Origin of the sequence: Thiothrix unzii (genome assembly GCF_017901175.1) — a bacterium.
Classification (GTDB): Bacteria; Pseudomonadota; Gammaproteobacteria; order Thiotrichales; family Thiotrichaceae; genus Thiothrix; species Thiothrix unzii.
Genome location: NZ_CP072793.1, coordinates 552,707 through 579,542, shown reverse-complemented (window position 1 = coordinate 579,542; position 26,836 = coordinate 552,707). Strand labels below are relative to the sequence as shown.

Genomic DNA, 26,836 nt, shown 5'->3' with positions numbered 1-26,836 from the left:
TGGCTATCTGAGGCTTTGTTTATGTTGCCTATTACCTACCCCGCGTTACTGCGCTCGCAATGCTATATCAATGGTGAATGGGTGGACGCGGATTCCGGCGCGGTGTTGGCGGTGACGAACCCTGCCACAGGTGCACGCTTAACCACCGTGCCGCAATGCAGCGCAGCTCAAACTCGTGCAGCCATTGACGGCGCAACGCTGGCACAACGCGCTTGGCGGCAACGCACCGCAGCACAACGTGCCAGTGTCTTACACACTTGGCATGGCTTGCTGTTGCAGCATCAAGAAGATCTCGCGCACATTATGACCGCCGAACAAGGCAAACCGCTGGCGGAAGCCCGTGGTGAAATTGCTTACGCGGCGGCATTTATCCAATGGTTTGCGGAAGAAGGTAAGCGCACTTACGGCGACGTGATTCCTTCGCCGTTTCCCAACAGCCGCGTCATCGTAGTGAAAGAACCCGTGGGAGTGTGCGCGGCAATTACCCCTTGGAATTTTCCGGCGGCAATGATCACCCGCAAAGTAGCTCCAGCCTTAGCTGCCGGGTGCGCTATCGTGTTAAAACCGGCGGAAGACACACCGTTATCCGCGCTGGCTTTGGCAGTGTTGGCAGAAGAAGCAGGCGTGCCCGCCGGTATTTTTAGCGTGATAACAGGCGACCCGCGTGTGATTGGCGCGGAACTCACCAGCAACCCCAAGGTGCGCAAACTCAGCTTCACAGGTTCCACTGCTGTCGGGCGATTACTGATGCAACAATGCGCCCCCACCCTCAAAAAGCTTTCCTTGGAATTAGGCGGTAACGCGCCGTTCATTGTGTTTGACGATGCCGACGTGGATGCGGCGGTGGCGGGTGCAGTGGCTTCCAAATACCGTAACGCCGGGCAAACTTGTGTGTGCGCTAATCGCTTTTTAGTGCAGGCTGGTATTTACGACAGCTTCGCCGCAAAACTGGCACAAGCGGTTGGAGAGCTGACTGTGGGCAATGGCGCGGAAGCAGGCATAACCCAAGGGCCATTGATCAATGAAGCCGCAGTTTGCAAAGTGGAAGCGTTAGTCGCGGATGCGGTGCAAGGCGGCGCGAAAATCGTCGGCGGTGGCTATCGCCATCCGTTGGGGGGAACGTTTTACGCGCCAACCGTGTTGACCGGAGTGTTGCCCACCATGCGGGTGGCACATGAGGAGATCTTCGGCCCGGTTGCTCCTTTGTTTAAATTTGATACCGAAGCCGAAGCCATTCAGATGGCTAATGACACCGAATACGGCTTGGCAGCGTATTTTTACGCACGTGACATCGGGCGCGTTTGGCGTGTCTCTGAGGCGTTGGAATACGGCATGGTCGGGGTCAATAGCGGGGTCATTTCAACCGAAGTTGCACCTTTCGGCGGCGTGAAAAACTCCGGTTTGGGGCGCGAAGGCTCTAAATACGGGATTGATGAATACCTGGAAATGAAATACATCAATATGGGTGGGTTGTAGCCCTCTACAAATTTTTGCCATCGCTGCCCTGCCTTGTTTACACCTTTTTTACACACCTAATGACATGATTGGGATTATCAACAAATTGCATTCGTGAGAGGGGGATTTGTTGATTAAATAGCGAATGCACGTCTGCTCAGCATTAAATTGTCGACAATTTCAAAAATCCCGTCATGTTGCGCGTTAATTTCGCTCAATTACGAACACCACGGTGCGATGTGTTTTCAGTGAGTTATTGTCAATAAACGGAGGAGTCATAATCTATGGCATCAAACATCAACTGGGCCGCGATCGACAACGATCCGCGTTTTCAGACATTACATAAGAAGAAAACCACCTTCTTGTGGAGTCTGATGATCTTTTCAGTCATCTACTATTTCCTGTTACCTATTGGCGCAGGCTACTACCCTGAGTTGTTCAAAATCAAAGTTTGGGGGCCGGTAAACGTCGGTATTTTATTTGCATTATCTGAGTTCGTTGTAGCTTGGAGCATTGCCTTTATCTATACCCGTCGCGCCAATCGTGATTTTGACGAAATGGCAGCGGAAATTGTTCGTGACTCGAATTTGATCAAATAAGGAAGGGACACATGAAGAAAACTTTCTGGAGTGGCGCGATAGCCCTGCTAGTCGTGCTGTTAGCAAGCCAAACAGCGTTTGCCGCTGACGGTGGCGCAGTTGCTGATAAATTCAAATGGCTGACTTTCTTGGTCTTTGGTTTGATCATCGGCCTGACCATGTACGTGACTTATCGTGCAGCCAAACAAACCTCATCAGCGGCTGACTTCTATGCAGCAGGTCGTTCGGTGACTGGTTTGCAAAACGGTTGGGCGATTGCAGGTGACTACCTGTCAGCAGCTTCCTTCTTAGGTATTGCCGGTCTAATCTCTCTATACGGTTATGATGGTTTCATGTACTCCGTAGGCTGGTTGGTTGCATACATTACCGTGCTGCTGGTAATTGCCGAACCCTGCCGTAATATCGGTAAGTACACGTTGGGCGACATCCTTGCCTTCCGTAACAACCCCAAAGCAGTCAAAACCATTGCGGCTATTTCTACCGTTACAGTTTCCACGTTCTACCTGACCGCGCAAATGGTCGGTGGCGGTATCTTAGTTAAAACATTAATCGGTATTGATTACGAAGTATCCGTTATCGCAGTAGGCATCCTGATGCTGACTTACGTGGTATTCGGCGGCATGAAAGCAACAACATGGGTACAAATCATCAAGGCAATCTTGTTGGTCACTGCTTCCATCTTGTTGGTTATGTTTACTTGGGGTCAATACGGTTTCTCCTTACCTGGCTTCCTGCAAGCTGTCGTTGACAACCCGGATATCCAAAAGCAAGTTGCCAAACTGGTGGGTGATGCTGCGTCTACTATGTCGCCACAAGAGTTGGGTCAACGTTTCCTTGAACCCGGCCTGTTCCTGAAAAGCCCTATTGACCAAATTTCTTTGGGCATGGCGTTAGTTCTGGGTACTGCGGGTATGCCACACATCCTGATGCGCTTCTTCACTGTACCAACTGCTAAAGATGCACGGGTTTCCGTTATCTGGGCAATGGCTATCATCGGTGGCTTCTACGTTCTGACACTGTTCTTAGGCATGGGTGCTGCGATGCACGTCACACCTGCCGCGATTGCAGGCTTAGATAAAGGTGGCAATATGGCTGCACCTTTGTTGGCACAGTTTGTGGGCGGCGGTGCTGATTCCATGTTAGGTAACTTGTTCCTCGCGTTCGTTGCTGCGGTTGCGTTTGCAACAATCGTTGCGGTTGTCGCAGGCTTGGTACTGGCAGCAGCCTCTGCAATGTCTCACGACTTGTATGTTGGTGTTGTTCGTGGCGATCACGCTACAGCTAAAGAGCAAGTAACAGCCGCACGTATTTCTACCGTTATCGTTGGTGCATTAGCGATTTACGTTGGTATTGCTGCTAAAGGTCAAAACGTTGCCCACTTGGTAGCATTGGCATTCGCGGTAGCTGCGTCCTCTAACTTGCCTGCGGTATTCCTGACACTGTATTGGAAGAAAACCAATACTTACGGCATCGTTTCCGGGATGTTGATTGGCGCGAGTACTGCGATTCTATTGGTAATGCTGTCACCAAACATGACTTATCCATTGGCTAAAATTGCTGATGCGAACAAAGTCCTGCAAGGTGAACCGGCTAAACCAGCGGTAGAAGCATCTCCTGCGGTAGGTGGTTTCATGTGCGAATTGTTTGCTGATGCGGACTGCAAAAAGGCAGTGAAAGCAGCACCAGAAAAGCCAGCTAAACCGGGAGCAGTTGAAAAGTTAGCAAAAGCGCAAGCAGAGCTGGCAACGCTGACCGATGAAGCGGCTAAAACAGCAAAATCTAAAGAAATTGCTGGACTGGAAAAAGCTATCAAAGCAGCAGAAACAGATCTTAAAACGTTTGAAGGTCAAACCACTAGTATGGCAGGGCTGGAAAAACCGTGGTTCTTGTTGAAAAACCCTGGGTTGATTTCCATTCCATTGGGCTTCTTAGTTACCATTCTGGTTTCACTGTTCACGCGTGAGCGTCGTGCTGAAGAGATGTGGGACGAGCTGTACGTCCGTCAAAATACTGGTATCAACGCTGAAGGTGCGCAAGCACACTAAGCCGAGGTTGTTACCTTAAGTGAAAAACCCCCGTCCTGTACGGGGGTTTTTCTTGCCTGCAATACTATCGCAGGTAATAGTGCCCGATTTGATTGAGTGTCACGAGAAACAAGCCATGTCCAACGACAGCCTGTGGTTTTCCCGGTTAAATCTGGACAATCCTTACGGGATTGAATCTTATGTATTAGCTATCCTGCTGGCGATATTAGTTAGCGTGGTGTCTTACCCCTTGGTCAATGTGCTGGACATTGCCAATATCATTATGTTGTTTTTGCTGGAAGTATTTCTGTGTGCGTTATGGCTGGGGCAAGGCCCTTCTTTGGTCGCAGCACTCGCGTCAGTACTCTTGTTCGATTTTTTCTTCGTGCCGCCACAGTTTGCGTTATTAACCACCAGTGTGGAACACATTGTCACCTTGATTGTAATGCTGTTGATTGCCCTACTGACGGGACAAATAACGGCAACCTTATTGGCAAAAAATCAGGCGTTGCATCTCAGTGAAGAATTAACCAACTCGTTGTACCGCATGGCACGGGAACTGGCGGGTGCAGTCGACAAACCCCAAGTGGAAACGATTGCGGAACATTATCCACACAATCCGGTAACGGAATCCCTGTTGGAAATTGCACGTGAACGTCTGCATTATGCCGATATAGCGCAAGTAAACCGTCTGCAAGTAGAGTCAGAACGCTTACGCGCCTCTATTCTCTCATCCCTTTCTCATGACTTACGCACACCCTTAACTGCCTTGGTCGGCCTAACGGAAACACTGAAAGCCGGTGGTAAGCAACTTTCTCAACCTGTTCAGCAAGAAATGTTGGAGGCGGTTCATGAACAATCCGTGCATTTAGCGGATATGGTGACGAATTTGCTGGATCTGGCGCGTTTATCTGCCGGTAAACTCAGCTTACGCACCGAATGGCATTCCATGCTTGAAGTGGTTGGTTCTGCTTTACGCTTACTGAACTCTTTATTGCCGCCCGAACGGGTGCAAATAAACATTCCCGCTAACTTTCCATTACTGCTATTTGACGCGGTTCTGATCGAAAGAGTCGTCGGTAATTTATTGGAAAATGCAGCTAAACATACACCCACTAATACTTTGATCAGCATCCATGCCCGCATTGTTGAGGATCATGCCGAGATTTGCATTGCCGATCACGGTGCGGGCTTTCCGCCCCAAATGCTACTCGCGGCGGAGGCACGACCTCCCACTACAGGTTTGGGATTGGTGATTTGTGAAGCGATTATTAAAGCGCATCAAGGTAACTTGCACTTAGAGCAACACGCCAGCGGCGGTGCGTGTATTCGCTTTACCCTGCCCCTAGGCATCCCCCCAGTGTTAGAAAACGACCCTGAAGAGGAATTCCCCGATTATGGACAATAATACAATTTTGATCGTTGAAGACGAGCTTCGCATTCGCCAATTCCTGCGTCCTGCACTGGAGTCTGAAGGCTGTAAAGTCTTTGAAGCAACAACGGTAGCCAGCGGCTTAGCGATGTCGGGGGATGTAAAACCCGGTTTAATTATTTTGGATTTGGGGCTACCGGACGCTGATGGTATCGACTTTATTCTCACATTCCGTACTTGGTCAGACACCCCGATTTTGGTGTTATCCGCCCGCAATGGAGAAACCGATAAAGTCTCTGCCTTGGATGCTGGAGCCGATGACTACCTCGCCAAACCGTTTGGCATCGCCGAATTATTGGCACGCTTACGGGTGCTCAGGCGACGCAAGGATAGCCGACCGATCAATGATAATGCCGTGATTCAGTTTGGTGAAATCATGGTGGATCGCTCGCGGCGTTACATCACCCGCAATGAGGAAATGGTGCACCTCACCCCGCGTGAATACCATTTATTAACAGTTCTACTCGCCCAACCCGATAAGGTGTTGACACAGCGGCAATTACTGCGGGAAGTGTGGGGCGCGGGGCATTCTGAAGATGGTCATTACTTGCGCATTTACATTGGTCGTTTGCGGCAAAAGTTAGAGGTGAACCCAGCCCAGCCGCGTCACCTGTTAACCGAGACAGGTATTGGCTACCGTTTCACCCTGTGAAAATTTGCGAATTATCAAATTTTTTACAACCTGTTTACATACGATTGTCCTACAATCCTGCTTTTATTATTGCAGCGCACAATTGTAAGTTATGGAATCATCAGCATCTATTGAAATTGCCAAACAAGCATTGTTGACATTTGGCCTGATTCTCGCCATTGGCTCATTCTTGGGAATCACTGCCAAAAAGTTAAAAACGCCTGACGTAGCTATCTTTTTATTAGCAGGCATGGTGTTAGGGCCGGAGGTCATGGGCGTGATCGACATCAAAGCCAACTCAATCGCTAATCAGCTTATTTTGATCTTTGGCTCGTGCTACATCCTGTTCGATGGCGGGGCATCCCTCAAGTTGAAAGTGTTGAAAGAAGTGTGGCTTACGGTCGTGATTCTCTCAACCTTGGGGGTCTTGATTTCGATGTTTGTCACGGGCGTAGTAGCTTACTGGATATTGGGGATACCGTTTATTATTGCCTTGCTGCTGGGGGCTACCATCGCTTCAACTGACCCCGCGACTCTCGTACCAGTCTTTCAGCAAGTTAAAATCCGTGAGCGCGTCGCACAAGCGGTAATGAGTGAATCCGCCTTCAACGATGCGATGGGCGCGATTGCAACGTTTACGGTGTTAGGCATTGCTGCTGGTCACGCCGAGTTTTCCCTGTTTGGCTCCATGGGTGAATTGCTCTGGCAGGCGTGTTTGGGCATCTTTGTTGGTGGTATTTTAGGGTATTTGGCAGCGGTATTAATTGCCCACGAAAAATTCAGCTTCCTGCTGGAATACGCGCCACTGGTAACGTTAATGGCTGTTATTGGTGCGTATATGGGTGCAGATGGTGCTCACGCATCAGGCTTCATGGCGGTATTTACGTTTGGAATTATTTTGGGCAATAAGGACATGTTCGGCTTTGAAATGCAGGAGCGCGAAGCAGAGCGCATGGAAGATTACATCATGACTACTGCATTGATCATGCGCATGTTCATCTTTATTTTGCTGGGTTCACAAGTCAATTTCGCCTTAATGAATGAATACCTGATCGGCGGCGTGATAGTGGTGCTTATCTTTATGTTTATTGGTCGTCCACTGACCGTATTTGCGTGTGCCGCGCTTGACCCAAAAGCCAATTGGACGCGCAATGAGTTGTTATTCATGTGCTGGACACGCGAAACCGGCGTTATTCCGGGGGCATTAGCGGGTATGCTGGTTGGGATGAAAGCACCCGGAGCCGATGTCGTCGCCTCCGTTACTTTCATCGCCATTCTCATGACCATTCTGATTCAAGCCACGACCACTAAGTGGGTTGCGAAGAAGTTGGGAATGCTGGAAACGGTTTAACGGAATGTCGCCAGCATCACAGCCGTGATAAACGCCATCCTGCACTCGTGCATGGATGGTACGGGCTGCCCTTCATAACAACTGGCTTTTCACCCAGCGCACAATATCTGCCGCGCTCATCGCACCCGATACGCGCCCAATTTCTTTACCACCACGGAACATCGCCATCGTTGGAATGCTACGAATGTTGTATTGCGCCCCAATCGTTTGATGCGCTTCGGTGTCGACTTTGGCGAAACGCACTTGCGGTTCCAGTTGTGCGGCAGCTTGCGCAAAGGCCGGAGCCATCTGACGGCATGGCCCACACCAAGGAGCCCAGAAATCTACCAGCACCGGAATGTCATTGCGGACAATGTGTTTGGCAAAGGTTTCCGGGTTTAACTCGGTGGGATGCCCGTTGAACAGCGGGCTATGGCATTTGCCGCACTTCGGGTTATCGCCTAAACGCGCTGCTGCAATACGGTTGGTAACGCTGCAACTGGGGCAGACCAGATTGAATATATCGCTCATGTTCACTCCTGAAAAAATCTATTCGTGTTTGTCAGTATGGGGGCGAGAACGCGAATATCCAATCCACCGCTTGCCCTAAAGACGCTTGTTTCATTAGCGTTTAATGCTATGATTGCCTGTAATAAATCATTCAAATAAGTGACTGGTGAATACCAAGTCACAATAAATGACCGGGCTTGCTTATGCGTTACCGTTTTTCTTTACTGCCTTTTGCCGTGCGTTTCCTATTGGGAAGCCTGTTGTTATTGCTGAGTGTATTCATTCAGTTAGCCCACGCAGCCGATGCGGAATTACGCATTGAGACCCAGATCAGCAATGCCAACCCTGCGCCGGGGGAAACCTTTACTTACAGCATTCGTTATCGGTGCGCCGGAATTTCGTCGTTGTATTGCACCGTACCGCGTATCACCACCACGATTCCCGAACCGTTAAAAATAGTGGGTTATACCCCCACAGGCGGCAGTGTGGCGCAAGCCAGCATCGTGGGAAAAACCCTCGCATGGCAATTAGCCACGCCGTCGGAAAGCTTGCCGCAAGGCGTGCCAGCAGACGGGTTAGCCGCTGGTTCAACCGGCATTATCAAGGTGCAGGTGAAGTTTCCAACGTGCGGCAGCAGCGCACCCCCTGCCCTTATTTCCCTGCAAGCCACAGCTACAACCGGTGAGTTTTCGACCACATCAAACGCGCCTGACCTCATAGTTCCGGCGGCGATAGCTAACGCTTGCCCAACACCGCCGCCACCTGCCAGCCCCGGATTTGCTAAAACCGGAAGTGCTGCGCTTGTGCAACCCGGCGGTTTGGAACGCTGGAGCATCAGCCTGCCAACCAGCGCGACAGCTTACACTGTTACTGAAAATGTGCCGCCCGGAATGCAGGTTTACACCGCTGCTGCCAGCAATGCGACGGCGGTGGGGCATCCGAGCGTGGATTGCAGCGATAACGGTGAAGACGATTTTACCGCGCTGAATCAGCCGGTTGCGACATGGATGAGTGCGGAAGTCGCCGCAGGGCGTGCCGATAATTTGCAGTCACCCAGCGGAATGGCAACGGGTTGTACCGCCCGATTGTTGGCATCCGGGTTATTGGTCGGCAATATCAAACGGTTACGCTGGACGGTGAATGCCAATCTCGCCGCGCAAAGCGTAAATCTGGCAATGGTCGTAGATAGCCCTTACATCGGCGGCGATATTCGCAACTGCGCCACTTCATCTCAACACGGCACAAGTTGCGCCGCGCCGATTCCGGTTTTGGGGCAAGGTGAACCGCTGTTGAGCATTAGTAAAATCAATCCCACGGGCGGTGTGGTTTCGCCCGATGGCTCGACCATTGTGTACGCTCCACCGCTGTGGCAACCCACCATTGCCCCCGCTCCCGCAGGAAATGACCGGGTATATCGCGTCGCGATTGGCTTGGATGAACTGTCCGGCACGAGTACTCAATACCCCGTTATTGAGGATATTTTACCCGCTGGTTTGGATTATCAGCTTGAGCAAGGCGGTAACTGGTGGCGCGTGGCATTACCCAACAACCGTATTACCACCACACAAACGGCGTGCAAAACCCCGCAATTCAGCCATACCCGTCAAGCGGATGGGCGTGTGGCGTTACGCTGGGCATTTCCCGGCTGTCACTTGGTGGTCGGGCAAGCAGATTTGGGGTTGGCGGTGTATTTCAGTGCGCGAATCTCACCCGGCACGGCGGTAGGAACGCGCCTTACCAACGTCGCCAGCGTTGCCACGGGTGACTTTCCACTGGTGGGTTGCGTGAATGGTGCGGATGCTGGCGACACCGGGCGCAACACTTGCCGCTCCTCGAATCTGAATTACACTGTGCCTGAATTAACCACGCTCGATAGTGTGAAATGGGTAAAAGGTGCGCTGGATAGCGCGTATCACCGCACCCCTAATGTCGGCAACACCACCGCGCTGGGCATGAATACTTACCTGTTGGAAATTCGTAACACCGGCAATGTCACCAATACGCAAGTGGATATTGTCGACGTATTACCCGCACTCGGCGATAGCGCATTGGTCACAGGTGCGCAACGTTTATCCGAATGGAATGCACGTATCGCGGGCGAACTCAACTTGCAACGCATCACAGCCGCCGGTCATGCCACCGCTATTCCCGCTAATGAATGGACACTGGATGCCAGCTCCAGCGATACCCGCATCGGCTTGCGCTGGCGACCACTGAACGGACTCGCGCCGGGGGAAAAGTTGCAAATCAGTATTCCGGTACAAACGCTGGATGCCGAACCACCAGCCAATCGGCGCGTGGCTTGGAACAGTTTTGCGTACACCGCGAGTTATTTCGACACCAGCAGCAACACCACCGAAACCTTGCTCACCAGCGAACCGCCCAAAGTCGGTTTAATGATGATCGACACCGCCACTACTGCCGGATTAGGCGGCAACGTGTGGTTCGATAGCAATGGCAACGGGCAACGCGATCCAGCGGAATTACCGTTGGCGGGCGTGAGTGTGCGGGTGTACGACGGCGCGGGACGCATTGCCGAAACATTGACGGATGCCAACGGCAATTACATGTTTTGGGGATTAAAAACGCATTACAGCTATCAACTGGTATTGGATAAACCCGACGATTACCTTGCAGGCAATCCGCTCGGCGGCTTTCCAGAGCATACCGCATTGGAAGCAACCACGGGTGCAGCAGGCAGTTTTACCCCGGATTACGCGATTGGCTTGAGCCAGCCTGCCAGTTTGGGCAACAAAGTGTGGTTTGACCGCAATGCTGATGGTGTACAAGACCCGGATGAAACCGGCATCGCTAATGTCAGCGTTAGCTTACACAATACGCAACACACGCTGGTGGCAAGCACGCGCACCAATGCGGACGGGCATTACGGCTTTGACAATGTTCCGGCGGGCGATTATTACTTGCGCTTTGCGGAGTGGCCTGCGGGTTACGTCGCATCACCTATTCACGCCAGTGGTGATAAAAATACTGACAGCGATGTAGCGGCAAACACTAGCACGGCAATGCTGACGTTAACGGCGGGCGCACGTGATTACACTTGGGATTTCGGCTTAACCCTACCGCGCCAAATTGATTTACAACTCAGCAAACAAGCCAATAAAAACAGCGTCACGCGCGGCGAAAGTGTCACATACACCTTGAGCCTGCTCAATGCCGGAACCGATGAAGCATCCGGGGTGCAAGTGCAAGACCGTTTGCCGCCGGAGTTACGCTTTCAAACCGCCACGCCGCCGGGCGATTATGATCCCGCGACGGGCGTGTGGAACGTTGGCTGGTTAGGCGCAGGGCAACGCGCGGAATTGCAAATTACCGCGCAGGTGGTTGCACCGTGAAGTCAGCGGTTTACACCGCTACGCCATGCTCACGAGTAGAGTGGAACTTAATATCCGGCCATTTTTCCTGCGCCATTTGCAGGTTAATGCGGGTCGGCGCGATGTACACCAGTTCCCCCGAATGGTCGTAAGCGAGGTTTTGCGAGGCTTTCGCTTTGAACTCTTCAAACTTTTTCTCGTTGGTGGACGTAACCCAGCGTGCGGTTTGCACGTTTACGCCTTCAAACAGCGCGTCGACTTTGTATTCGTCTTTGAGGCGTTGCGCCACTACATCGAACTGCAACACACCGACCGCACCGAGGATCAGGTCATTGTTATTGAGCGGTTTGAAAAGCTGAGTCGCGCCTTCTTCGCACAATTCCGCCAAACCTTTTTGCAATTGCTTCATTTTCAGCGGATCACGTAATTGCGCACGACGGAATAATTCCGGGGCAAAGTTAGGAATCCCGGTAAATTGCAGATTTTCGCCTTGGGTAAAAGTATCGCCGATGCGAATGCTGCCGTGATTGTGGATGCCGATAATATCGCCGGGGTAAGCGTCCTGCACGTGTTCGCGGTCGGAAGCCATAAAGGTGAGCGCGTCGGGGATTTTCACTTCTTTACCGATGCGCACGTGCTTGGCTTTCATGCCCTTTTCAAACTTGCCGGAACAGATGCGCATAAACGCCATGCGGTCACGGTGTTGCGGATCCATATTCGCTTGGATTTTGAAAACAAAGCCGGTGAAAGGCTCTTCGGCGGCTTCGACTTTGCGGGTAGTGGTCGGGCGGGCTTGCGGCGCGGGCGCGTTTTCCACGAAACCATCCAGCAATTCGCGGATACCGAAACTGTTTAACGCGGTGCCGAAATACACCGGAGTGAGCTTGCCGTCGAGATAAGCTTGCAAGTCGAATTCGTGGCTTGCGCCTTTCACCAATTCGATTTCTTCGCGTAACTCGTCGGCTTGCGTGCCTAGTAGTGTATCGAGTTCGGGGTTATCTAAGCCTTGGACTTCTTCGTAATCCTGACGGCGTTCGGTGCTGGGTTTGTAGAGGATTACTTTGTCTTCGTAGAGGTGGTAAATCCCTTTGAGGCGTTTGCCCATACCAATAGGCCAGGTAATCGGGGCGCATTTAATCTTCAGCACCGTTTCCACTTCATCCAATAACTCAATCGGCTCTTTGCCTTCGCGGTCAAGCTTATTAATGAAGGTCATAATCGGGGTATCGCGCAACCGGCACACTTCCATCAAATTAATGGTGCGTTCCTCAACCCCTTTTGCCACGTCGATGACCATCAACGCAGAGTCCACCGCCGTCAATACCCGGTAAGTATCTTCCGAGAAATCCTCATGCCCCGGCGTATCGAGTAGGTTAACAATGCGCCCATTGTAGGGAAACTGCATCACCGATGAAGTCACGGAAATGCCCCGTTCCTTTTCCATCGTCATCCAGTCCGAAGTCGCATGACGACCCGCTTTACGACCCTTGATCGTACCCGCAAGCTGGATCGCGCCCCCGAACAACAACACCTTTTCGGTCATGGTGGTTTTGCCCGCATCCGGGTGGGAAATGATAGCGAAAGTACGGCGGCGAGCAGTTTCTTGTTGAAGTTCGGTCATGGTATTCACAGGGTTCGAGCTGTTGGAAACGGCGGATTATAGCGGAAAACCGTAAATTGCCGCTATGCTGCTTTTAGTGCTAAATCCTTTACCGTACTTTCACTATGCCACAATCAAAACATGATCACTTCACCGTAACAGAAAACGCCCCCGTTTTTTGCCGATAGTAAGTCGTTGCTTCCAGCGTATAAGTCCCCGCTGCCAGCGTCCGCTTGATTTGTGAATTGGTGGAGCCATTACTGTCGTCATTAGAAGCCAGCACACTGCTATCCGCGCTGCTGCCGTTTAATAAATACAAGAAGGTATCTTGCTGATCAGACTTGAGGTCAATGGTAACGGTAGCAGCTTGGGTCAAGGTAAAGCGGTAATAACCTGCGAAGTAAGTGCTGCCGCGTTTACGCGCCGCACACGTTTCCCACTGCCCATTGGTAGTCGCGCCCAAAGCCACTGCGGTAGGTTCGCAATTGTTCTGTGTGGTGGGAGCAGTTGCCAGTGTTGCACTGATGGTGAATTCGCCTGCACGCCCTGCGGCATAAGTGGTGGCTTCCAGCACGTAAGTGCCCGCTGGCAGATTACGTACAAGCTGCGAGTCGGTCGTGCCATTACTATCATCATTGCTCGCCAGCACACTGCTAGTGGTTTGATCACCTGCCAGCAAATAGAGATAAGCATCTTGTTTGCTGGATTTCAGATCAAATTTTACGGTGGCTGCCGTCGCTAAGGTAAAGCGGTAATAACGTGCGTAAAACCCACTACCGCGATGCTGGGAAGCGCAACCCGCTGCCCATTGCCCCGTCAAAGTTTCCGCATTATTTAACACCACCGGATCACATACCGAGGTAGAGATTGGAGTCGCGCCCACAGTCACATTGGTAACACTGGTGGCAGTTAAGCCCACGTCATTGGTAACTGTTAAACGAAACGCCAGCGTGTCAGCCGTTGCCGGAGCTACGAACGTGGGGTTCGCGGCAGTATTATTGCTCAAGGCAACAGGTGTGCCAGCGGTTTGTTGCCAACGATACTGGCGAATATTACCGCCGTATCCACCCGCCGTTCCCGTACCTTGCAACGTTACCCCCGCACCCATAGACACGTTTTGATTCGCACCTGCTTGTGCCAAAGGTGGTGTTTTCACCGACATAACCGCCCGATAAGCATCCAATGCCCCCGCGCCACACAAGGCAGTGCTGCAATCGTTGCCCGTTCCGGTAACAAACAAACGCGCAGATGCTTTGAGCTTTTGTTCCAGTAATGCGGGAATTTCACCAGCGGGAATGCTGCCATCACGCAAATGCGGATTAGCCGCCAACATCAGCGCAATCACCCCCGAAACGTGCGGTGTTGCCATGCTTGTGCCGTGATAAGCCGCGTAAGTATGTTGATCGGTGGGCGTGGTTTTACCGCCATTCACTGTTGATAAAATTGACACACCGGGTGCAGCAATATCAACGCCCGCGCCGGTATTACTGAAACTGGCTTTACCGCCGGTACGCGCCAAGGCGGCGACAGCAATCACGTTGTTGCAGTTTGCGGGGCGATGGGTGGAAACGTTTTGGTTGCTATTGCCCGCCGCGACGACGACCGCTGCACCACGCGCGGTGGCAGCATCAATAGCATTTTGGTAAGTCGAGCCGCAACTTCCGCTACCACCTAAGCTCAGATTAATCACTTTCGCAGGGTTGGGGTTCGGCACACCGTTGATGGTTTCACCGGATGACCAACGAATCGCATCGCTAATATCCGACAAATAACCGCCGCATTTACCCATGCCCCGCGCCATTAAAATTTTGGCATTCCACGCGACACCTGCCACACCCACAGCGTTATTGCTGACCGCGCCAACAGTGCCTGCAACGTGTGTGCCGTGCCATGAACTGTTGCGTACCGAACATCCTGAAAACGCACTGTCAGCAGCATCCGTCGCGGAAATCCAATCCCCCGGATCGCTGGGGTTGTTATCGCGCCCATCACCATCATTAGCGCGTGCAGGCGTATTGACGAAATCGTAACCCGACGTTGCCGCTTGCCCACCCAATAAACGTGCGGATAAATCCGGGTGATCCAGCACGCCCGTATCAACAACGGCAACCACAATCTCCGGTGCGTTAGTGACCTCACCCCACGCTGCGGGCAAATTTGCCGCACCACCGTCGGCATTTGCCGAACCGTAATGCCACTGGCTCAAAAACTGCGGATCATTCGGGGTAATATCAGCGGTGGGAAACATTAACTGATCCGGCTCGGCGTATTCCACATCCGGGTCAGTGCGCAATAATGTGGCGTAATCTTGCGCTTCCTGAATCGTCATGATGCCGGGTAATTGCACCACATGCGCATTGCCGCCCATTGAGCGTTCATAACTCGCCGGAATGCCCAGCCCCACGTTTGCAATCGCCGCTTCCACTTGGGTTTCCGCGCTAAACATCATCGAACGCTGTGCCGTCGGGCGCAATTTAACAATGATCTGGTCGGTTGCCCCCGCTAACTGCGGTTGTAACGGTGGCGGCTCTGCTGCCCAAACCTGAGCGGTTAACAACAAAACCAGCGGACTCAACCATAAACGCGGGAGCATAAACAATACCTCGTCGACCCAAACCCATAAAGAAAAATACACTTAAAAATCAATGATCAAAGTGTATTTAGCCAAGAACTATGGGGTTAAGCATAACGAGGACTGCTTAAAAAACCGTGCGCACCCTAGACTAGTGCCGTTTATTTCCAGACTAGAGCCGTTAGAGTATAAAAAAAGCGGATAAGCGGCATAAGCGCAATGCCTTACAACTGACTCAATAATTGTGCATCAGGATAACCGTCAGCAGGTAACTTCAACTCCTGTTGAACCGAACGCACGGCATTGCGGGTTTCTTCACCGATAATGCCGTCAACTTTGGTAATGTTTAAACCACGCTGCTTCAACTTCGCTTGTAGTTGTTTAGCCTGCCCCAAGCTCAAGGTCGCTACCGGGCCATTACCAGAGCGCAATACCGGCGCACCCGACAACCGAGTGGCGAAATAAGCGGCGGTCGTGGAATACACCGAGGACTCATTCCACGCCAAAAATACATCAAAGTTAGGAAATGCCAAAAATGCTGGGCCATTGCGCCCCATCGGTAACAACAACGCTGCCGTGCCACTACCACTCAATGCGCCGCCGTCTGCTTGAGTAACGCCCTGTTCTGCCCAACTAGACAGCGGTAATTTATTATCCAAACGCGCTTGCGACCAATCCATTTCGCGGGGAGCTTTTACCTCCTGCAACCACGGCTCACCCGCACGCCAACCTGCTTCCTTCAACATCACTGCCGCAGAAGCCAACGCATCAGCATGGGAACGGATCAAATCACGCTTACCATCGCCGTCAAAATCAATTGCATGTTGATCATAACGCGATGCCAATAACTGCAACTGCCCCAATTCGCCCGCCCATGCGCCGCGCATTTTCGCCGGGGTTAAATCACCTTTTTGCACCAACCACAAAGCGTGTTTGAGTTCAGTACGAAAGAAATCGGAGCGGCGGCAATCCCACGCCAATGTCAGCAACGAACGTAACGTCGACATATCGCCGGTATTGCCACCAAAATCGGTTTCCAAGCCCCAAAATGCGGCTAACACTTCACCCGGTACGCCGAATTGCTGTTCAATGCGTTTGAATAAATCGGCATTTTTCTTGAGTAATTCCCGCCCTTTACCCAAACGGTAAGGCACAACTTTTTTCCCGGCAAAACTCAAAAAATCCAATGCGAAGGTTTGTTGCGAACGGTCACGCTGAATCACCGATTTGTCCGGTGTCATCCCTGCTAAAGCTGAATCGAATACTGCTGGCTTTAACCCTGCCGCCACCGCCTCCGCTTTGAAATCCTTCAACCAGGCGGGGAAAGCTTGTTCAGAAGTACACTCCGCCATCACTGGCGTTGACGCTAGGCACGCCAACAGGCATACGAATTTTAAATAGCGCATAAATCATCCTTGATGAAATTTCAAATAAGCAACGAGTGGAGTATAGCAGGTACAGGCATTTTCAAGGGTGCGTCAACTCTGAACCAACAACAAACTCCGCACCTGCCCCGCAGTGGTTTCCCGATGCACCTGCAATCCGAAACGCGCAAAATCCGTTTCCGCTTCGCTTTCCTGCTCCAAATAAATCATCCCATCCTGTTTAAGCAATGCCTGCGCAAACAGCTTTTCCAACACCGGCTCTAACAACTTTTGGCGAAATGGAGGATCAAGAAAAATGAGGTCGAACGCTTCCGTCTCACGCCCCAAATAGCGTAACGCATCGTCATGCACCAACCGCGCATTCCGTGCTCCCAGCAACGTCAAGTTATCACGCAACGCTTGCGCCGCCGCAGGATGCTTTTCCACCATCACCACGTCCCGCGCTCCACGCGATAAGGCTTCCAGCCCCAACGCGCCGCTGCCCGCAAACAGATCGAGGCAACGCGCACCCGGCACATGCCATTGTAGCCAGTTGAACAAGGTTTCACGCACCCGATCCGGCGTAGGCCGCAACCCCGGCACATCCGCAAATTTCAACTTACGGCTGCGCCATTCGCCACCAATAATGCGTAACAGATTATTTTTCATCGCCACCCACGATTACCGTCACCATTTTGTCGGGTTGCACGCGCCGCTTAAACGCCTCCGTAATCGCTTCACTGCTTAACGCATTGACTTTACTGGTAAACGTATCCAGATAATCCAACGGCAATTGATAAAAACCAATCATCCCCACGTATTCCACGATTTGGCTGTTATTTGCAGTGCGTAACGGAAATCCGCCGGTAATGTCTTTTTTTGCCGCTTCCAGCTCTTCCGCAGTCGCGCCTTCTTGCTGAAACTGCTGCAACGTATCACGCGCCACTTTCAAGGCTTCATCGGTTTGTTCCAGTTTGGTTTGCAAGCCCAATTCAAACACCCCTAACTGCGCAAACGGTGCAAAATAGCTATAAACGCTGTAACTCAAACCGCGTTTAGTGCGCACTTCCTTCATCAAACGCGATGCAAAACCACTGCCCCCCAACACCTGATTGCCCATGTACAAGGTGTAAAAATCGGCATCGCCGCGTTTATTACCAATCTGCCCGATTAAAATGTGCGCTTGCGCTGAAGGGTAAGGAATCTTCACCGTTTTTGCCTCAGTTAACGGCTTCACTTCAGGAATCGAAGCTGCTGCCGCACCCGCTGGCAATGCCGCAGCAATTTTTTCCGCCAACGCTTCTGCTTGCGCACGCTCAACCGCGCCCACCATCGCCAGTAAACCGTTTTTCGCCACGTAATATTGCTGATAAAACGCTTTAAGATCAGCCACTTTCAACGCCGGAATGCTACTTTCCGTGCCGTTCGCAGGCTGCCCGTAAGGGTGATCGCCATACAACGCTTTATAAAACGCTTTATTCGCCAAACTTTCTGGGTCTTGCTTCTCGCCCTGCAATGCCACCAACGTCAGCTTTTGAATGCGCTTGAAAGCAGGTTGCGGAAAATCCGGTTGGGTAATGACTTTTAACCACAAATCCAACGCCGTTTGCTGGGGTTTTTCCAGGGTAATCGTGCGCAAACTAATCGCTGTCATATCCATTGACGCACTTGCTGAAAACTGCGCCCCCACCGATTCAAATTGCTCAGCAAGCTGGTCTTCACTCAAGCCCGCAGCACCCGTATCCAGCATTTGCGCGGTCAACATCGCCAACCCCGGCTTTGCACCATCACGCGCACTGCCTGCGTCAAACTGCAAACGTAAATCCAGCATCGGTAATTCCGGTGCGTGCACGTAATACACCCGCAAACCATTGCTGGTTGTCCAATGTTCGATCTTCGGGGCGGCCTGAGCAACACCGCTCACACTCAACAACCACAACACCAACGGTACTAAAACGATTTTTTTCAACATGGTGCTTATCTCACAAAATTAGGCGCGATTTTCGGCTTGTTCGGGTCAATCGGTTGCGGGTCAAGTTCGGCGATGGTCAAACCGTCTTCCACGAGGTACTTTTTCGCAACGGCTTGCACTTGTTCGGGAGTAATCGCCAAAATATTATCCACATAAGCATCCGCTACCGCATAACCCAAGCCCACCGATTCATACGAACCCAACAGTGTGGCTTGATGGCGTTGCGAATCACGCTGGTAAATTTCACCGGCAATCACTTGCGCTTTGACCCGTTCCAACTCCTCGGCACTCACTGGCTGTTGTTGCAATTTCGTCACCTGTTCCAGCAACGCAGTTTTCACGGTTTCCAGCTTTTCGCCTTTCGTAGGCATTCCGCTCAACACAAACAAATCCGGCAAACGCCCGTCATTGCTGTACCAAGCACTGGCTTCTGAGGCAATCGCCTTGCCACGCACCAGATCCTTGGCGAAACGCGAGCTATTGCCGCCGTCTAAAATGCTTGCCAACACATCCAATGCATACGGCTCCCACGCCTCTTTTGCACCCAATAAACCTGGTGCTTTGTAACCCATCATCAAATACGGCAACTCCGCCGGAGCTTTCACCTTAATATGACGCACGCCTGTTTGCGCGACTTCTTGCTGCGGTTTGGGCGGCGGAATCACTTCCGTCGGTTTAATCGCGCCATAATATTGCTGGGCTAAATCACGCACTTTTTGCGGATCTACGTCACCAACCACCACCAGCGTGGCGTTATTGGGGGCATACCAACGTTCATACCATGCGCGTAAATCTTCCACCTGCATCGCATTCAAATCCGCCATCCAACCAATCACAGGGTTGCGGTAAGGGCTATTCATAAACGCCATTGCATTGAATTGCTCGTAGGTGAGCGAGGTCGGTTTATCATCAGTGCGCCACCGCCGCTCCTCCTTCACCACCTCAATTTCTTTTTTGAACTCTGCCGGGGGTAACAGCAAATTGCGCATCCGGTCGGCTTCCAATTCCATCGCCACCTGCAAACGATCTGCCGCGATGACCTGATAGTACGCGGTGTAATCCTTGCTGGTGAAGGCGTTATCCTGCGCCCCATTTTCATTGATAATGCGGTTAAACTCACCATCGGGGTGCTTTTGCGTGCCTTTGAACATCATGTGCTCAAGAACGTGCGACACCCCGGTTAAACCATTTTGCTCGTAACTGGAACCGACTTTGTACCACAATTGCATCACCGCAATTGGCGCACGTTTATCCTGTTTCACTAGAATTTTCAAACCGTTATCCAGTTTATATTCATAGACAGGGTTTTCTGTTTTGACGCGCTCAATCGCAACGGCGGGGAGTGTAAAAAAACCTGCAAATAAACAGGAGAAGGCTAAAATTGTTTTGGGATTACGGATTTTGCCGGTAAATGTTAGTATTCTTCGCATCTTTCACCTGTATAGCATAAATAAGCTTGGGCGGTTCATTGTACGATGTTTGGATTCGGAAAGAAAAAAAACCAGGAATTGGCTGACGTTAGCCCTTCCCCTCAACCCGTAGCGCAACCCGTCACACAAGATGCGGGTTTGTTTGCACGCTTAAAACGCGGCCTTTCAAAAACCAGTAATACGCTCACCGAAGGAATGAGTGCCCTGGTATTAGGCAAGAAGAAGGTCGATGATGAGGTTCTTGAGGAATTAGAAATGCGCTTGCTGACTGCCGATGTGGGTGTGGATGCCACTCGCGCAATCATGAGCGACCTGTCGAGCCGTGTCAGCCGCAACGAACTGGCGGACATGGACGCACTGATGCAAGCTCTTTACAACAAGATGCACCGCATTTTGCGCCCCTGCGCTCAACCGTTGGAAATCGTTTCGGAACATCAACCGTTTGTGATTTTAATGGTTGGCATTAACGGCGCGGGTAAAACCACCACGATTGGTAAACTCGCCAAAAAATTCCAGCAGCAAGGTAAATCGGTAATGTTGGCAGCAGGTGATACGTTTCGCGCCGCAGCGGTGGAACAGCTCACCATTTGGGGCGAACGCAACCAGATTCCGGTGATTGCGCAAGGCAACGGTGCGGATTCTGCCTCGGTTATTTTCGACGCGGTGCAGGCCGCCAAAGCGCGTAAGATTGATATTTTGCTCGCCGATACCGCTGGTCGGTTACACACGCAAACTAACCTGATGGATGAGTTGAAAAAAGTTAAACGTGTGATACAAAAGTTTGATAAACAAGCCCCGCACGAAGTGATGCTGATTGTGGACGCGAGTATCGGGCAAAACGCCTTGGTACAAGCCCGGCAATTTAACGAAGCTTTAGGTCTGACGGGGATTACGGTCACAAAATTGGACGGGACTGCCAAAGGCGGTATCCTGTTCGCGATTGCCGAACAACTGAAAATTCCGGTACGTTTCATTGGCGTAGGTGAAAGCATTGACGACTTGCAAGAGTTTGATGCTTACGAATTCACCAGTGCCTTGCTTGCCGGAGATGATTAAAACGAAAGCACCATGATTGAATTCAAGCAGGTCAGCAAGAAATACCCCACGGGGCAGCTCGCGCTTTACAACGTCGATTTAACCCTAGAATCGGGCGAAATGGTGTTTATCACCGGGCATTCCGGCGCGGGTAAAAGCACCTTGTTAAAACTGGTGGCGATGCTTGAACGCCCCAGTCGCGGTGAAGTCTGGATCGGCGGGAAATCGTTAAGCCAAATGGGGAAAGCCCACATCCCTAATTACCGCCGCCGCATTGGGTTTATTTTCCAAGACCCCCACCTGTTGTACGACCGCAGCGTGTTCGACAATATCGCGCTACCGTTACGCATTGCGGGGATGGGACACAGCGAAATCCGCCGCCGGGTACAGGCCGCTTTGGATAAAGTAGGCTTGCTGGGCAAGGAAAAAACCTTTCCGCTGATGCTTTCCGCCGGGGAAAAACAACGGGTAGGCATTGCGCGAGCAATGGTCAATAAACCTACCATTATTCTGGCAGACGAACCCACCGGCAACCTCGACCCGGAACTGGCGCAGGACATTATGTTTACCTTTGCGCAATTCAATGAGCTGGGGGCAACCGTAATGATTGCCAGCCACGACCACACCCTCGTGGAGCGGATGCAAAAACGCACCATCGTGCTGCAAAAGGTGGAAGCATGAGCTCACCAACCAACACTAAACAACCACCAAAACGCAAAGCCAGTGCCACTAAAAATCCGTTGGCGGCATGGTTTAACCAGCAGCGCAATGCGATTCAATTCAGCATGGAACGCTTGTGGATCAACCCTTTATCAACGTGGATTACCCTCGCGGCAATTGCGATTGCGCTGTCATTACCCACCAGCTTGCACTTGCTGCTGAAAAACTTGCAAACACTCACCGCAGATAAACGTGAAGTGCCGACCATTACTCTGTTTCTCAAGCAAAATGTGGGTGAGCAACAAGCCAAAGACATGGCAGAACTGGCTTCCGCACTCCCAGAGGTGGAAGGCGTGCGTGTCGTTACCCGCGATCAGGCATTGGAAAATTTCCGTAAAATCACCGGCTTTGCCGAAACTTTGGACAGCCTCGATGATAATCCTTTGCCCAATGTGCTGATTATTACCCCGCGATTGCAATTACTGGGTAATGCAACGCTGGATGTCGAGGCGTTTTCCACCAAGTTGAAAAAGTACAACGAAGTCGAAGATGTGCAAATCGACGTGGAATGGATTCAGCGACTCCGCGCTATTTTGAGCATTGCCGAGCGCATTATACTGGTGGTTTCGGTACTGTTGGGCTTGACCGTGTTATTGGTGGTGGGGAATACCATTCGCCTTGATATTGAAAATCGCAAAGATGAAATCCGCGTCACCCGCCTGATTGGGGCTACCAATGCCTACATTCGCCGCCCGTTTATTTACGGCGGCATTTGGTTTGGCTTGTTTGGCGGGGTGCTGAGCTTAGTTATTGTGCATCTTGCCCTGCTATTTTTGGTGCAACCTGTAGGGCAATTGGCAACGCTTTATGGCAATACCTTTATCATTAGCGGTGTCGATGTCGCCATGACGCTCAAGATTCTGTTAGCCAGCAGCTTGCTAGGGATTGTTGGTGCGTGGCTTGCGGTCGGGCGTTATTTGTGGCGCGATGAACAGCTTGCTTAAGTCAACACGTTAAACGTGGCACTGCGGCGAGTAATTTTTGAGTGTAAGCATTTTGCGGGTCGCCACACACTTGCGCAGTTGCGCCCTGCTCCACCACTTTGCCTTTATACATCACCACAGTTTGGTCGCTGAGGTATTCGACCACCCCGATATTGTGGGTAATAAACAGCAAAGTCAGGTTACGATCAGCACGGATTTTCAACAGCAATTGCAGGATTTCCGCCTGCACTGACACATCCAGCGCACTGGTTATTTCGTCGCATACGATAAATTCCGGGTTCAGTACCAATGCGCGTGCCAATCCAATCCGCTGACGTTGCCCACCGGAAAATTCGTGCGGATAACGCCACAATGCTTCACGCGGCATTTGCAAATCAGCCAGAATTTGTGCCGCTCGCTCTAAACGCTCTTCTTGATTTGCACCGATACCGTGTACTTTCATCGGCTCAGTCAGCGTAGTTTCAATCAATAAACGCGGGTTCAACGACGACTGCGGGTCTTGAAACACCATCTGCATTTTCGGACGTAACGGGCGCAATTCACTGGCAGACAACCCAGTCAATTCCTGCCCATGCAACTGAATGCTACCGCTGGTGGGTTTTCCCAACTGCAATACTGCCCGCCCTAGCGTGGTTTTTCCACACCCCGATTCCCCCACCAACGCCACGATTTGCCCCGCTGTCACCGACAGCGACACATCATCGACTGCCCGCAGATGATCGACAGTACGCCGGAAAATGCCTTTACGCAGCGGGAACCATACGTTGAGATTGCGGATAGAAAGCAGCGGGGAGGGTGCATTAACAGACGACAGTACTTCCTTACGCTCCCGCTTCAAATTCTCTGGCACTGCCGCCAGCAACTGCTGCGTATACGGATGTTGCGGATGGCGTAACACCTGTTGAGTGCTACCCACTTCCACCAGTTTACCGCGTTGCATCACCCCCACTTGTTGCGCCATTTGTGCGACTACGCCGAAATCGTGGGTAATAAACAGGGTACTCATCCCAGTATCGTCTTGCAGTTTACGCAGCAACCGCAAAATTTCTGCCTGCACGGTGACATCCAACGCGGTCGTTGGTTCGTCAGCAATCAGCAACTCAGGCTCACACGCCAATGCCATCGCAATCATGACGCGCTGGCGTTGCCCACCGGATAATTGGTGTGGGTAATCGCGCAACCGTTCACGAGCGTGGGGAATTTGCACTTGCTCCAAGGCCAATAACACCCGTTCCTGCGCTTCCTCATCACTCATCTGCGGGCGGTGTAACTGCAAAGCCTCGCTAATTTGTTCACCAATCGTGAATACCGGATTCAGCGAGGTCATCGGTTCCTGGAAAATCATTGCTATTTGTGAACCGCGTAGCTCCCGCAACTGCGCGTCTTCCATGCGCAACACATCACGCCCGTTAAATAAAATTTCACCGTGCGGATGCGAAGCCAAACCCTGTGGCAACAGCCGAATAACTGACAGCGCGGAAATGGATTTACCACTGCCCGACTCGCCCACCAAACAAAACGTTTCGCCCTTGGCAATGCTGAAACTGATGTCATCCACCGCTTTCACCAGCGTCGCACCCGTGTGCAAGTGAGTGTGTAAGTGCTTTACCTCAAGTAACGGCTGGCTCATCCATTGACTCCCGCGTTACGCGACAATTGCGGGTCAATCGCATCGCGGAATGCCTCCCCAATCAGATTATAAGCAAATACCGTGAGGAAAATCGCCCCGCCCGGAAACACCGCCATCCACCAGTTAAACAGCGACGATTTCACCGCCTGATTCAACATTTGCCCCCACGACGGCGCGTCCACTAAGCCTAAGCCTAAAAAGCTCAAGGTCGCTTCCGCCAAAATCGCCGAAGCCACCCCAAAACTCACCCCGACTAATAACGGCGCAACCCCGTTCGGTAGCATGTGCCTGAACAAAATCGACGACAGCGGCAAACCACCCGCCACCGCTGCCTGCACATAATCTTGTTTACGCAATTTCAGGAATTCCGCCCGAATGTACCGCGCATACCCCGACCAACTGGTGACACCGATAATGATCATCATCATGTATAAACTGCGCCCGAAAAACGCTACGAATGTCAGCAGCAAAAACAGCGTCGGAATCGACTCAAAAATCTCCACCAAGCGCATTCCCAGCATGTCGATTACGCCGGAAAAATACCCCATTAAACCGCCCAGAATCACCCCGATTACCAAGGAAATGCCTGTAGCAATCAAGCCAATACTCAAAGCAATCCGCGAGGCATGAATCATTCGGCTCAATACATCCGCGCCGTTTTCCTCAGTCCCCATCCAATGGGTGCGCTCAGTCGCCTCTAATGGCTCTTCCAAACCGGTATCGCCAAAATCGCGTAAATAATCCTGCGGGGTGTACTCAATCGGCGGCATCACCCGCCACTCGACTTGGGTGTAAGCTGCGCTGCGAAACTGATCGTAAATCACCACACTCGGCGGCGTAAGTAAGGCGTTGATTAGCAACGTTGCCAGCAATGTCCCCGCGATAAAAACCAGCAACCGTTTCCCCGCACTCCACGACACCCCCGCTAAAATCACCAACAGCGCGAACATCGCCAGCACCAACACATCTTCCTTGGTCAAATAATCCAATACCGGCGCGGAAATCACCCCGTCTTTACGCATTAACAACGGCATCGAATTCGCCAGAAACGGCGCGAATACTCCCGCAAAACCCAGCACCGCAATCCACGCAAAACCCAGTTTTACGCCCCAGCCTTGCCAAGTTTTACGCCAAATACGCCGGGAAAATGACTCGCGGCTGACTTCATGTTTAGTCATAGCTCACCCTCGGATCAGCCAAGGTGTAACAAAAATCAGCAATCAAATACCCTATCAAGGTCAAAAATCCGCTAATCCAAGTAATCGACAGCACCAACTCACGGTCACGGCCTTTCACTGCCTCCACCGCTAACTGCCCCATTCCATTGATACTAAAAATATTTTCCACAATCAGCGAACCAGCTAATAAACTCGGCAATAGCCCCGCCGATACTGTAATCAACGGCAATAAACTGTTACGAAACACGTGCCGCCATAACACATCTGGCTCTGCCAGCCCCTTAGCGCGGGCAGTGCGTGCGTAATCCGCGTGCAAATTTTCCAACACCGATGTTCGGGTCAATTTTGCCAAACCCGCAAACCCGGCATACGACAAACAAATAACCGGCAAAACCAAATGCCACACCCGATCCAGCAAGAAACCGGACACAAACACGCCGTTCAAGAAGTGCGGCAAAAACGGCATATCTTGTGCTGCACGACTGGAAATCCCGGCGGTCGGGAACCACTGAAAATGTTGCACATTAGCGAAAAACCCCAGCAACAATACCCCCGCCAGCATCGTTGGCATCGACCACAACGCCAGCATCGACACGTTAGAAAACACGTCAAAACGCCCGCCGCGATCTTGCGCCGCCTTCACCCCAACAATAATCGCAACCAAATAAATCAACGGAATCGTTACCGCATTCAGCAACAAAGTAATCGGAATGCGTTCCGCCAGAATCTCCCCCACCGGTCGCCCGTACATAAAACTCGTGCCTAAATCCATGCCCTTGGTGAAGGAAAACCCGTTGTAATCACCTTCAGCATCTTGGGTAAAGCCAATCGGCGACACATTATTCAACCAGCGCAAATACTGAATCGGCGCAGGCTGATCCAACCCATAACGCTGGTTGTAATACGCCATTAACGCCTGTTTTTCCTGCGGCTTCATATCCGAGCCTTCTACCAGCGTTTGCGCACTGATCCCGCCCGGCGACAATACCATGACGCTAAACACCACCAGCGTAATCCCCAACAAGGTGGGAATCATCAGCAACACACGACGTAACAGGTAAGTCAGCATCGTAACACC

20 protein-coding genes are annotated in these 26,836 nt (G+C 51.6%); 10 read left to right on the top strand and 10 right to left on the bottom strand.

Going from position 1 to position 26,836, the window contains the following annotated elements; genetic code table 11:
• Positions 1-21 precede the first annotated feature (21 nt).
• From J9260_RS03090 to J9260_RS03065, 6 genes are all read left to right on the top strand, one after another.
• Positions 22-1,476 (top strand): NAD-dependent succinate-semialdehyde dehydrogenase, encoded by a 1,455-nt coding sequence (locus tag J9260_RS03090; protein WP_210219594.1) that lies wholly within the window; start codon positions 22-24, stop codon positions 1,474-1,476.
• A 263-nt stretch (positions 1,477-1,739) separates the two neighbouring features.
• Positions 1,740-2,054, top strand: a complete 315-nt coding sequence (locus J9260_RS03085) for a DUF485 domain-containing protein (RefSeq protein ID WP_210219593.1) — start codon at positions 1,740-1,742, stop codon at positions 2,052-2,054.
• A gap of 11 nt (positions 2,055-2,065) precedes the next feature.
• The gene (locus tag J9260_RS03080) at positions 2,066-4,099 is read left to right on the top strand and encodes a solute symporter family protein (RefSeq protein WP_210219592.1); all 2,034 of its coding nucleotides are present in this window, start codon (positions 2,066-2,068) and stop codon (positions 4,097-4,099) included.
• A gap of 115 nt (positions 4,100-4,214) precedes the next feature.
• The gene (locus J9260_RS03075) at positions 4,215-5,486 is read left to right on the top strand and encodes a DUF4118 domain-containing protein (RefSeq protein ID WP_210219591.1); all 1,272 of its coding nucleotides are present in this window, start codon (positions 4,215-4,217) and stop codon (positions 5,484-5,486) included.
• On the top strand, positions 5,476-6,162 hold the full coding sequence (locus tag J9260_RS03070) for a response regulator (RefSeq protein WP_210219590.1): 687 nt from the start codon (positions 5,476-5,478) through the stop codon (positions 6,160-6,162). Before J9260_RS03075 ends, J9260_RS03070 begins: the two co-directional genes overlap by 11 nt.
• Positions 6,163-6,253: 91 nt before the next feature.
• On the top strand, positions 6,254-7,492 hold the full coding sequence (locus J9260_RS03065) for a cation:proton antiporter (protein WP_210219589.1): 1,239 nt from the start codon (positions 6,254-6,256) through the stop codon (positions 7,490-7,492).
• A gap of 72 nt (positions 7,493-7,564) precedes the next feature.
• Here the strand turns inward: J9260_RS03065 and trxC are convergent, their stop codons facing one another.
• A complete protein-coding gene (trxC, locus tag J9260_RS03060) occupies positions 7,565-8,002 on the bottom strand; it encodes a thioredoxin TrxC (RefSeq protein ID WP_210219588.1) in 438 nt (145 codons plus the stop codon).
• A gap of 182 nt (positions 8,003-8,184) precedes the next feature.
• Between trxC and J9260_RS03055 the strand changes: the two genes are divergently transcribed.
• Complete coding sequence (locus tag J9260_RS03055) at positions 8,185-11,334, top strand: SdrD B-like domain-containing protein (protein WP_210219587.1); 3,150 nt, start codon at positions 8,185-8,187, stop codon at positions 11,332-11,334.
• Between the two features lie 10 nt (positions 11,335-11,344).
• Here the strand turns inward: J9260_RS03055 and J9260_RS03050 are convergent, their stop codons facing one another.
• From J9260_RS03050 to J9260_RS03025, 6 genes are all read right to left on the bottom strand, one after another.
• On the bottom strand, positions 11,345-12,934 hold the full coding sequence (locus tag J9260_RS03050) for a peptide chain release factor 3 (RefSeq protein WP_210219586.1): 1,590 nt from the start codon (positions 12,932-12,934) through the stop codon (positions 11,345-11,347).
• Positions 12,935-13,058: 124 nt separating this feature from the next.
• Positions 13,059-15,506, bottom strand: coding sequence for a S8 family peptidase (locus J9260_RS03045; protein ID WP_210219585.1), 2,448 nt, complete (start codon positions 15,504-15,506; stop codon positions 13,059-13,061).
• A gap of 203 nt (positions 15,507-15,709) precedes the next feature.
• Positions 15,710-16,891: a lytic murein transglycosylase gene (locus J9260_RS03040; protein ID WP_210219584.1), complete on the bottom strand. Its 1,182-nt coding sequence runs from the start codon at positions 16,889-16,891 to the stop codon at positions 15,710-15,712.
• A 72-nt stretch (positions 16,892-16,963) separates the two neighbouring features.
• Complete coding sequence (gene rsmD, locus J9260_RS03035) at positions 16,964-17,518, bottom strand: 16S rRNA (guanine(966)-N(2))-methyltransferase RsmD (protein WP_210219583.1); 555 nt, start codon at positions 17,516-17,518, stop codon at positions 16,964-16,966.
• Positions 17,508-18,821, bottom strand: coding sequence for a M16 family metallopeptidase (locus J9260_RS03030; protein WP_210219582.1), 1,314 nt, complete (start codon positions 18,819-18,821; stop codon positions 17,508-17,510). The genes rsmD and J9260_RS03030 overlap by 11 nt, the downstream gene beginning before the upstream one ends.
• 5 nt (positions 18,822-18,826) lie before the next feature.
• Positions 18,827-20,251, bottom strand: coding sequence for a M16 family metallopeptidase (locus J9260_RS03025; protein WP_210219581.1), 1,425 nt, complete (start codon positions 20,249-20,251; stop codon positions 18,827-18,829).
• A 45-nt stretch (positions 20,252-20,296) separates the two neighbouring features.
• On the opposite strand from J9260_RS03025, the gene ftsY reads away from it, so the two are divergent.
• The 3 genes from ftsY to ftsX are packed head-to-tail and all read left to right on the top strand — an operon-like array spanning position 20,297 to position 22,950.
• A complete protein-coding gene (gene ftsY, locus J9260_RS03020; protein ID WP_210219580.1) occupies positions 20,297-21,307 on the top strand; it encodes a signal recognition particle-docking protein FtsY in 1,011 nt (336 codons plus the stop codon).
• Between the two features lie 12 nt (positions 21,308-21,319).
• Entirely contained in the window at positions 21,320-21,967 is a 648-nt protein-coding gene (gene ftsE, locus J9260_RS03015) for a cell division ATP-binding protein FtsE (RefSeq protein WP_210219579.1), read from the top strand.
• The gene (gene ftsX, locus J9260_RS03010; RefSeq protein ID WP_210219578.1) at positions 21,964-22,950 is read left to right on the top strand and encodes a permease-like cell division protein FtsX; all 987 of its coding nucleotides are present in this window, start codon (positions 21,964-21,966) and stop codon (positions 22,948-22,950) included. Before ftsE ends, ftsX begins: the two co-directional genes overlap by 4 nt.
• 1 nt (position 22,951) lies before the next feature.
• Here the strand turns inward: ftsX and J9260_RS03005 are convergent, their stop codons facing one another.
• The 3 genes from J9260_RS03005 to J9260_RS02995 are packed head-to-tail and all read right to left on the bottom strand — an operon-like array spanning position 22,952 to position 26,827.
• On the bottom strand, positions 22,952-24,580 hold the full coding sequence (locus J9260_RS03005; protein WP_210219577.1) for an ABC transporter ATP-binding protein: 1,629 nt from the start codon (positions 24,578-24,580) through the stop codon (positions 22,952-22,954).
• Positions 24,577-25,758 (bottom strand): ABC transporter permease, encoded by a 1,182-nt coding sequence (locus J9260_RS03000; RefSeq protein ID WP_210219576.1) that lies wholly within the window; start codon positions 25,756-25,758, stop codon positions 24,577-24,579. Before J9260_RS03000 ends, J9260_RS03005 begins: the two co-directional genes overlap by 4 nt.
• A complete protein-coding gene (locus J9260_RS02995) occupies positions 25,751-26,827 on the bottom strand; it encodes an ABC transporter permease (protein WP_210219575.1) in 1,077 nt (358 codons plus the stop codon). The genes J9260_RS03000 and J9260_RS02995 overlap by 8 nt, the downstream gene beginning before the upstream one ends.
• Between the last annotated feature and the right edge of the window lie 9 nt (positions 26,828-26,836).

Coding starts and splice junctions, on each gene's coding strand:
- J9260_RS03090 (WP_210219594.1), top strand. CDS start 22: ATGTTGCCTATTACCTACCCCGCGTTACTGCGCTCGCAATGCTATATC.
- J9260_RS03085 (WP_210219593.1), top strand. CDS start 1,740: ATGGCATCAAACATCAACTGGGCCGCGATCGACAACGATCCGCGTTTT.
- J9260_RS03080 (WP_210219592.1), top strand. CDS start 2,066: ATGAAGAAAACTTTCTGGAGTGGCGCGATAGCCCTGCTAGTCGTGCTG.
- J9260_RS03075 (WP_210219591.1), top strand. CDS start 4,215: ATGTCCAACGACAGCCTGTGGTTTTCCCGGTTAAATCTGGACAATCCT.
- J9260_RS03070 (WP_210219590.1), top strand. CDS start 5,476: ATGGACAATAATACAATTTTGATCGTTGAAGACGAGCTTCGCATTCGC.
- J9260_RS03065 (WP_210219589.1), top strand. CDS start 6,254: ATGGAATCATCAGCATCTATTGAAATTGCCAAACAAGCATTGTTGACA.
- trxC (WP_210219588.1), bottom strand. CDS start 8,002: ATGAGCGATATATTCAATCTGGTCTGCCCCAGTTGCAGCGTTACCAAC.
- J9260_RS03055 (WP_210219587.1), top strand. CDS start 8,185: ATGCGTTACCGTTTTTCTTTACTGCCTTTTGCCGTGCGTTTCCTATTG.
- J9260_RS03050 (WP_210219586.1), bottom strand. CDS start 12,934: ATGACCGAACTTCAACAAGAAACTGCTCGCCGCCGTACTTTCGCTATC.
- J9260_RS03045 (WP_210219585.1), bottom strand. CDS start 15,506: ATGCTCCCGCGTTTATGGTTGAGTCCGCTGGTTTTGTTGTTAACCGCT.
- J9260_RS03040 (WP_210219584.1), bottom strand. CDS start 16,891: ATGCGCTATTTAAAATTCGTATGCCTGTTGGCGTGCCTAGCGTCAACG.
- rsmD (WP_210219583.1), bottom strand. CDS start 17,518: ATGAAAAATAATCTGTTACGCATTATTGGTGGCGAATGGCGCAGCCGT.
- J9260_RS03030 (WP_210219582.1), bottom strand. CDS start 18,821: ATGTTGAAAAAAATCGTTTTAGTACCGTTGGTGTTGTGGTTGTTGAGT.
- J9260_RS03025 (WP_210219581.1), bottom strand. CDS start 20,251: ATGCGAAGAATACTAACATTTACCGGCAAAATCCGTAATCCCAAAACA.
- ftsY (WP_210219580.1), top strand. CDS start 20,297: ATGTTTGGATTCGGAAAGAAAAAAAACCAGGAATTGGCTGACGTTAGC.
- ftsE (WP_210219579.1), top strand. CDS start 21,320: ATGATTGAATTCAAGCAGGTCAGCAAGAAATACCCCACGGGGCAGCTC.
- ftsX (WP_210219578.1), top strand. CDS start 21,964: ATGAGCTCACCAACCAACACTAAACAACCACCAAAACGCAAAGCCAGT.
- J9260_RS03005 (WP_210219577.1), bottom strand. CDS start 24,580: ATGAGCCAGCCGTTACTTGAGGTAAAGCACTTACACACTCACTTGCAC.
- J9260_RS03000 (WP_210219576.1), bottom strand. CDS start 25,758: ATGACTAAACATGAAGTCAGCCGCGAGTCATTTTCCCGGCGTATTTGG.
- J9260_RS02995 (WP_210219575.1), bottom strand. CDS start 26,827: ATGCTGACTTACCTGTTACGTCGTGTGTTGCTGATGATTCCCACCTTG.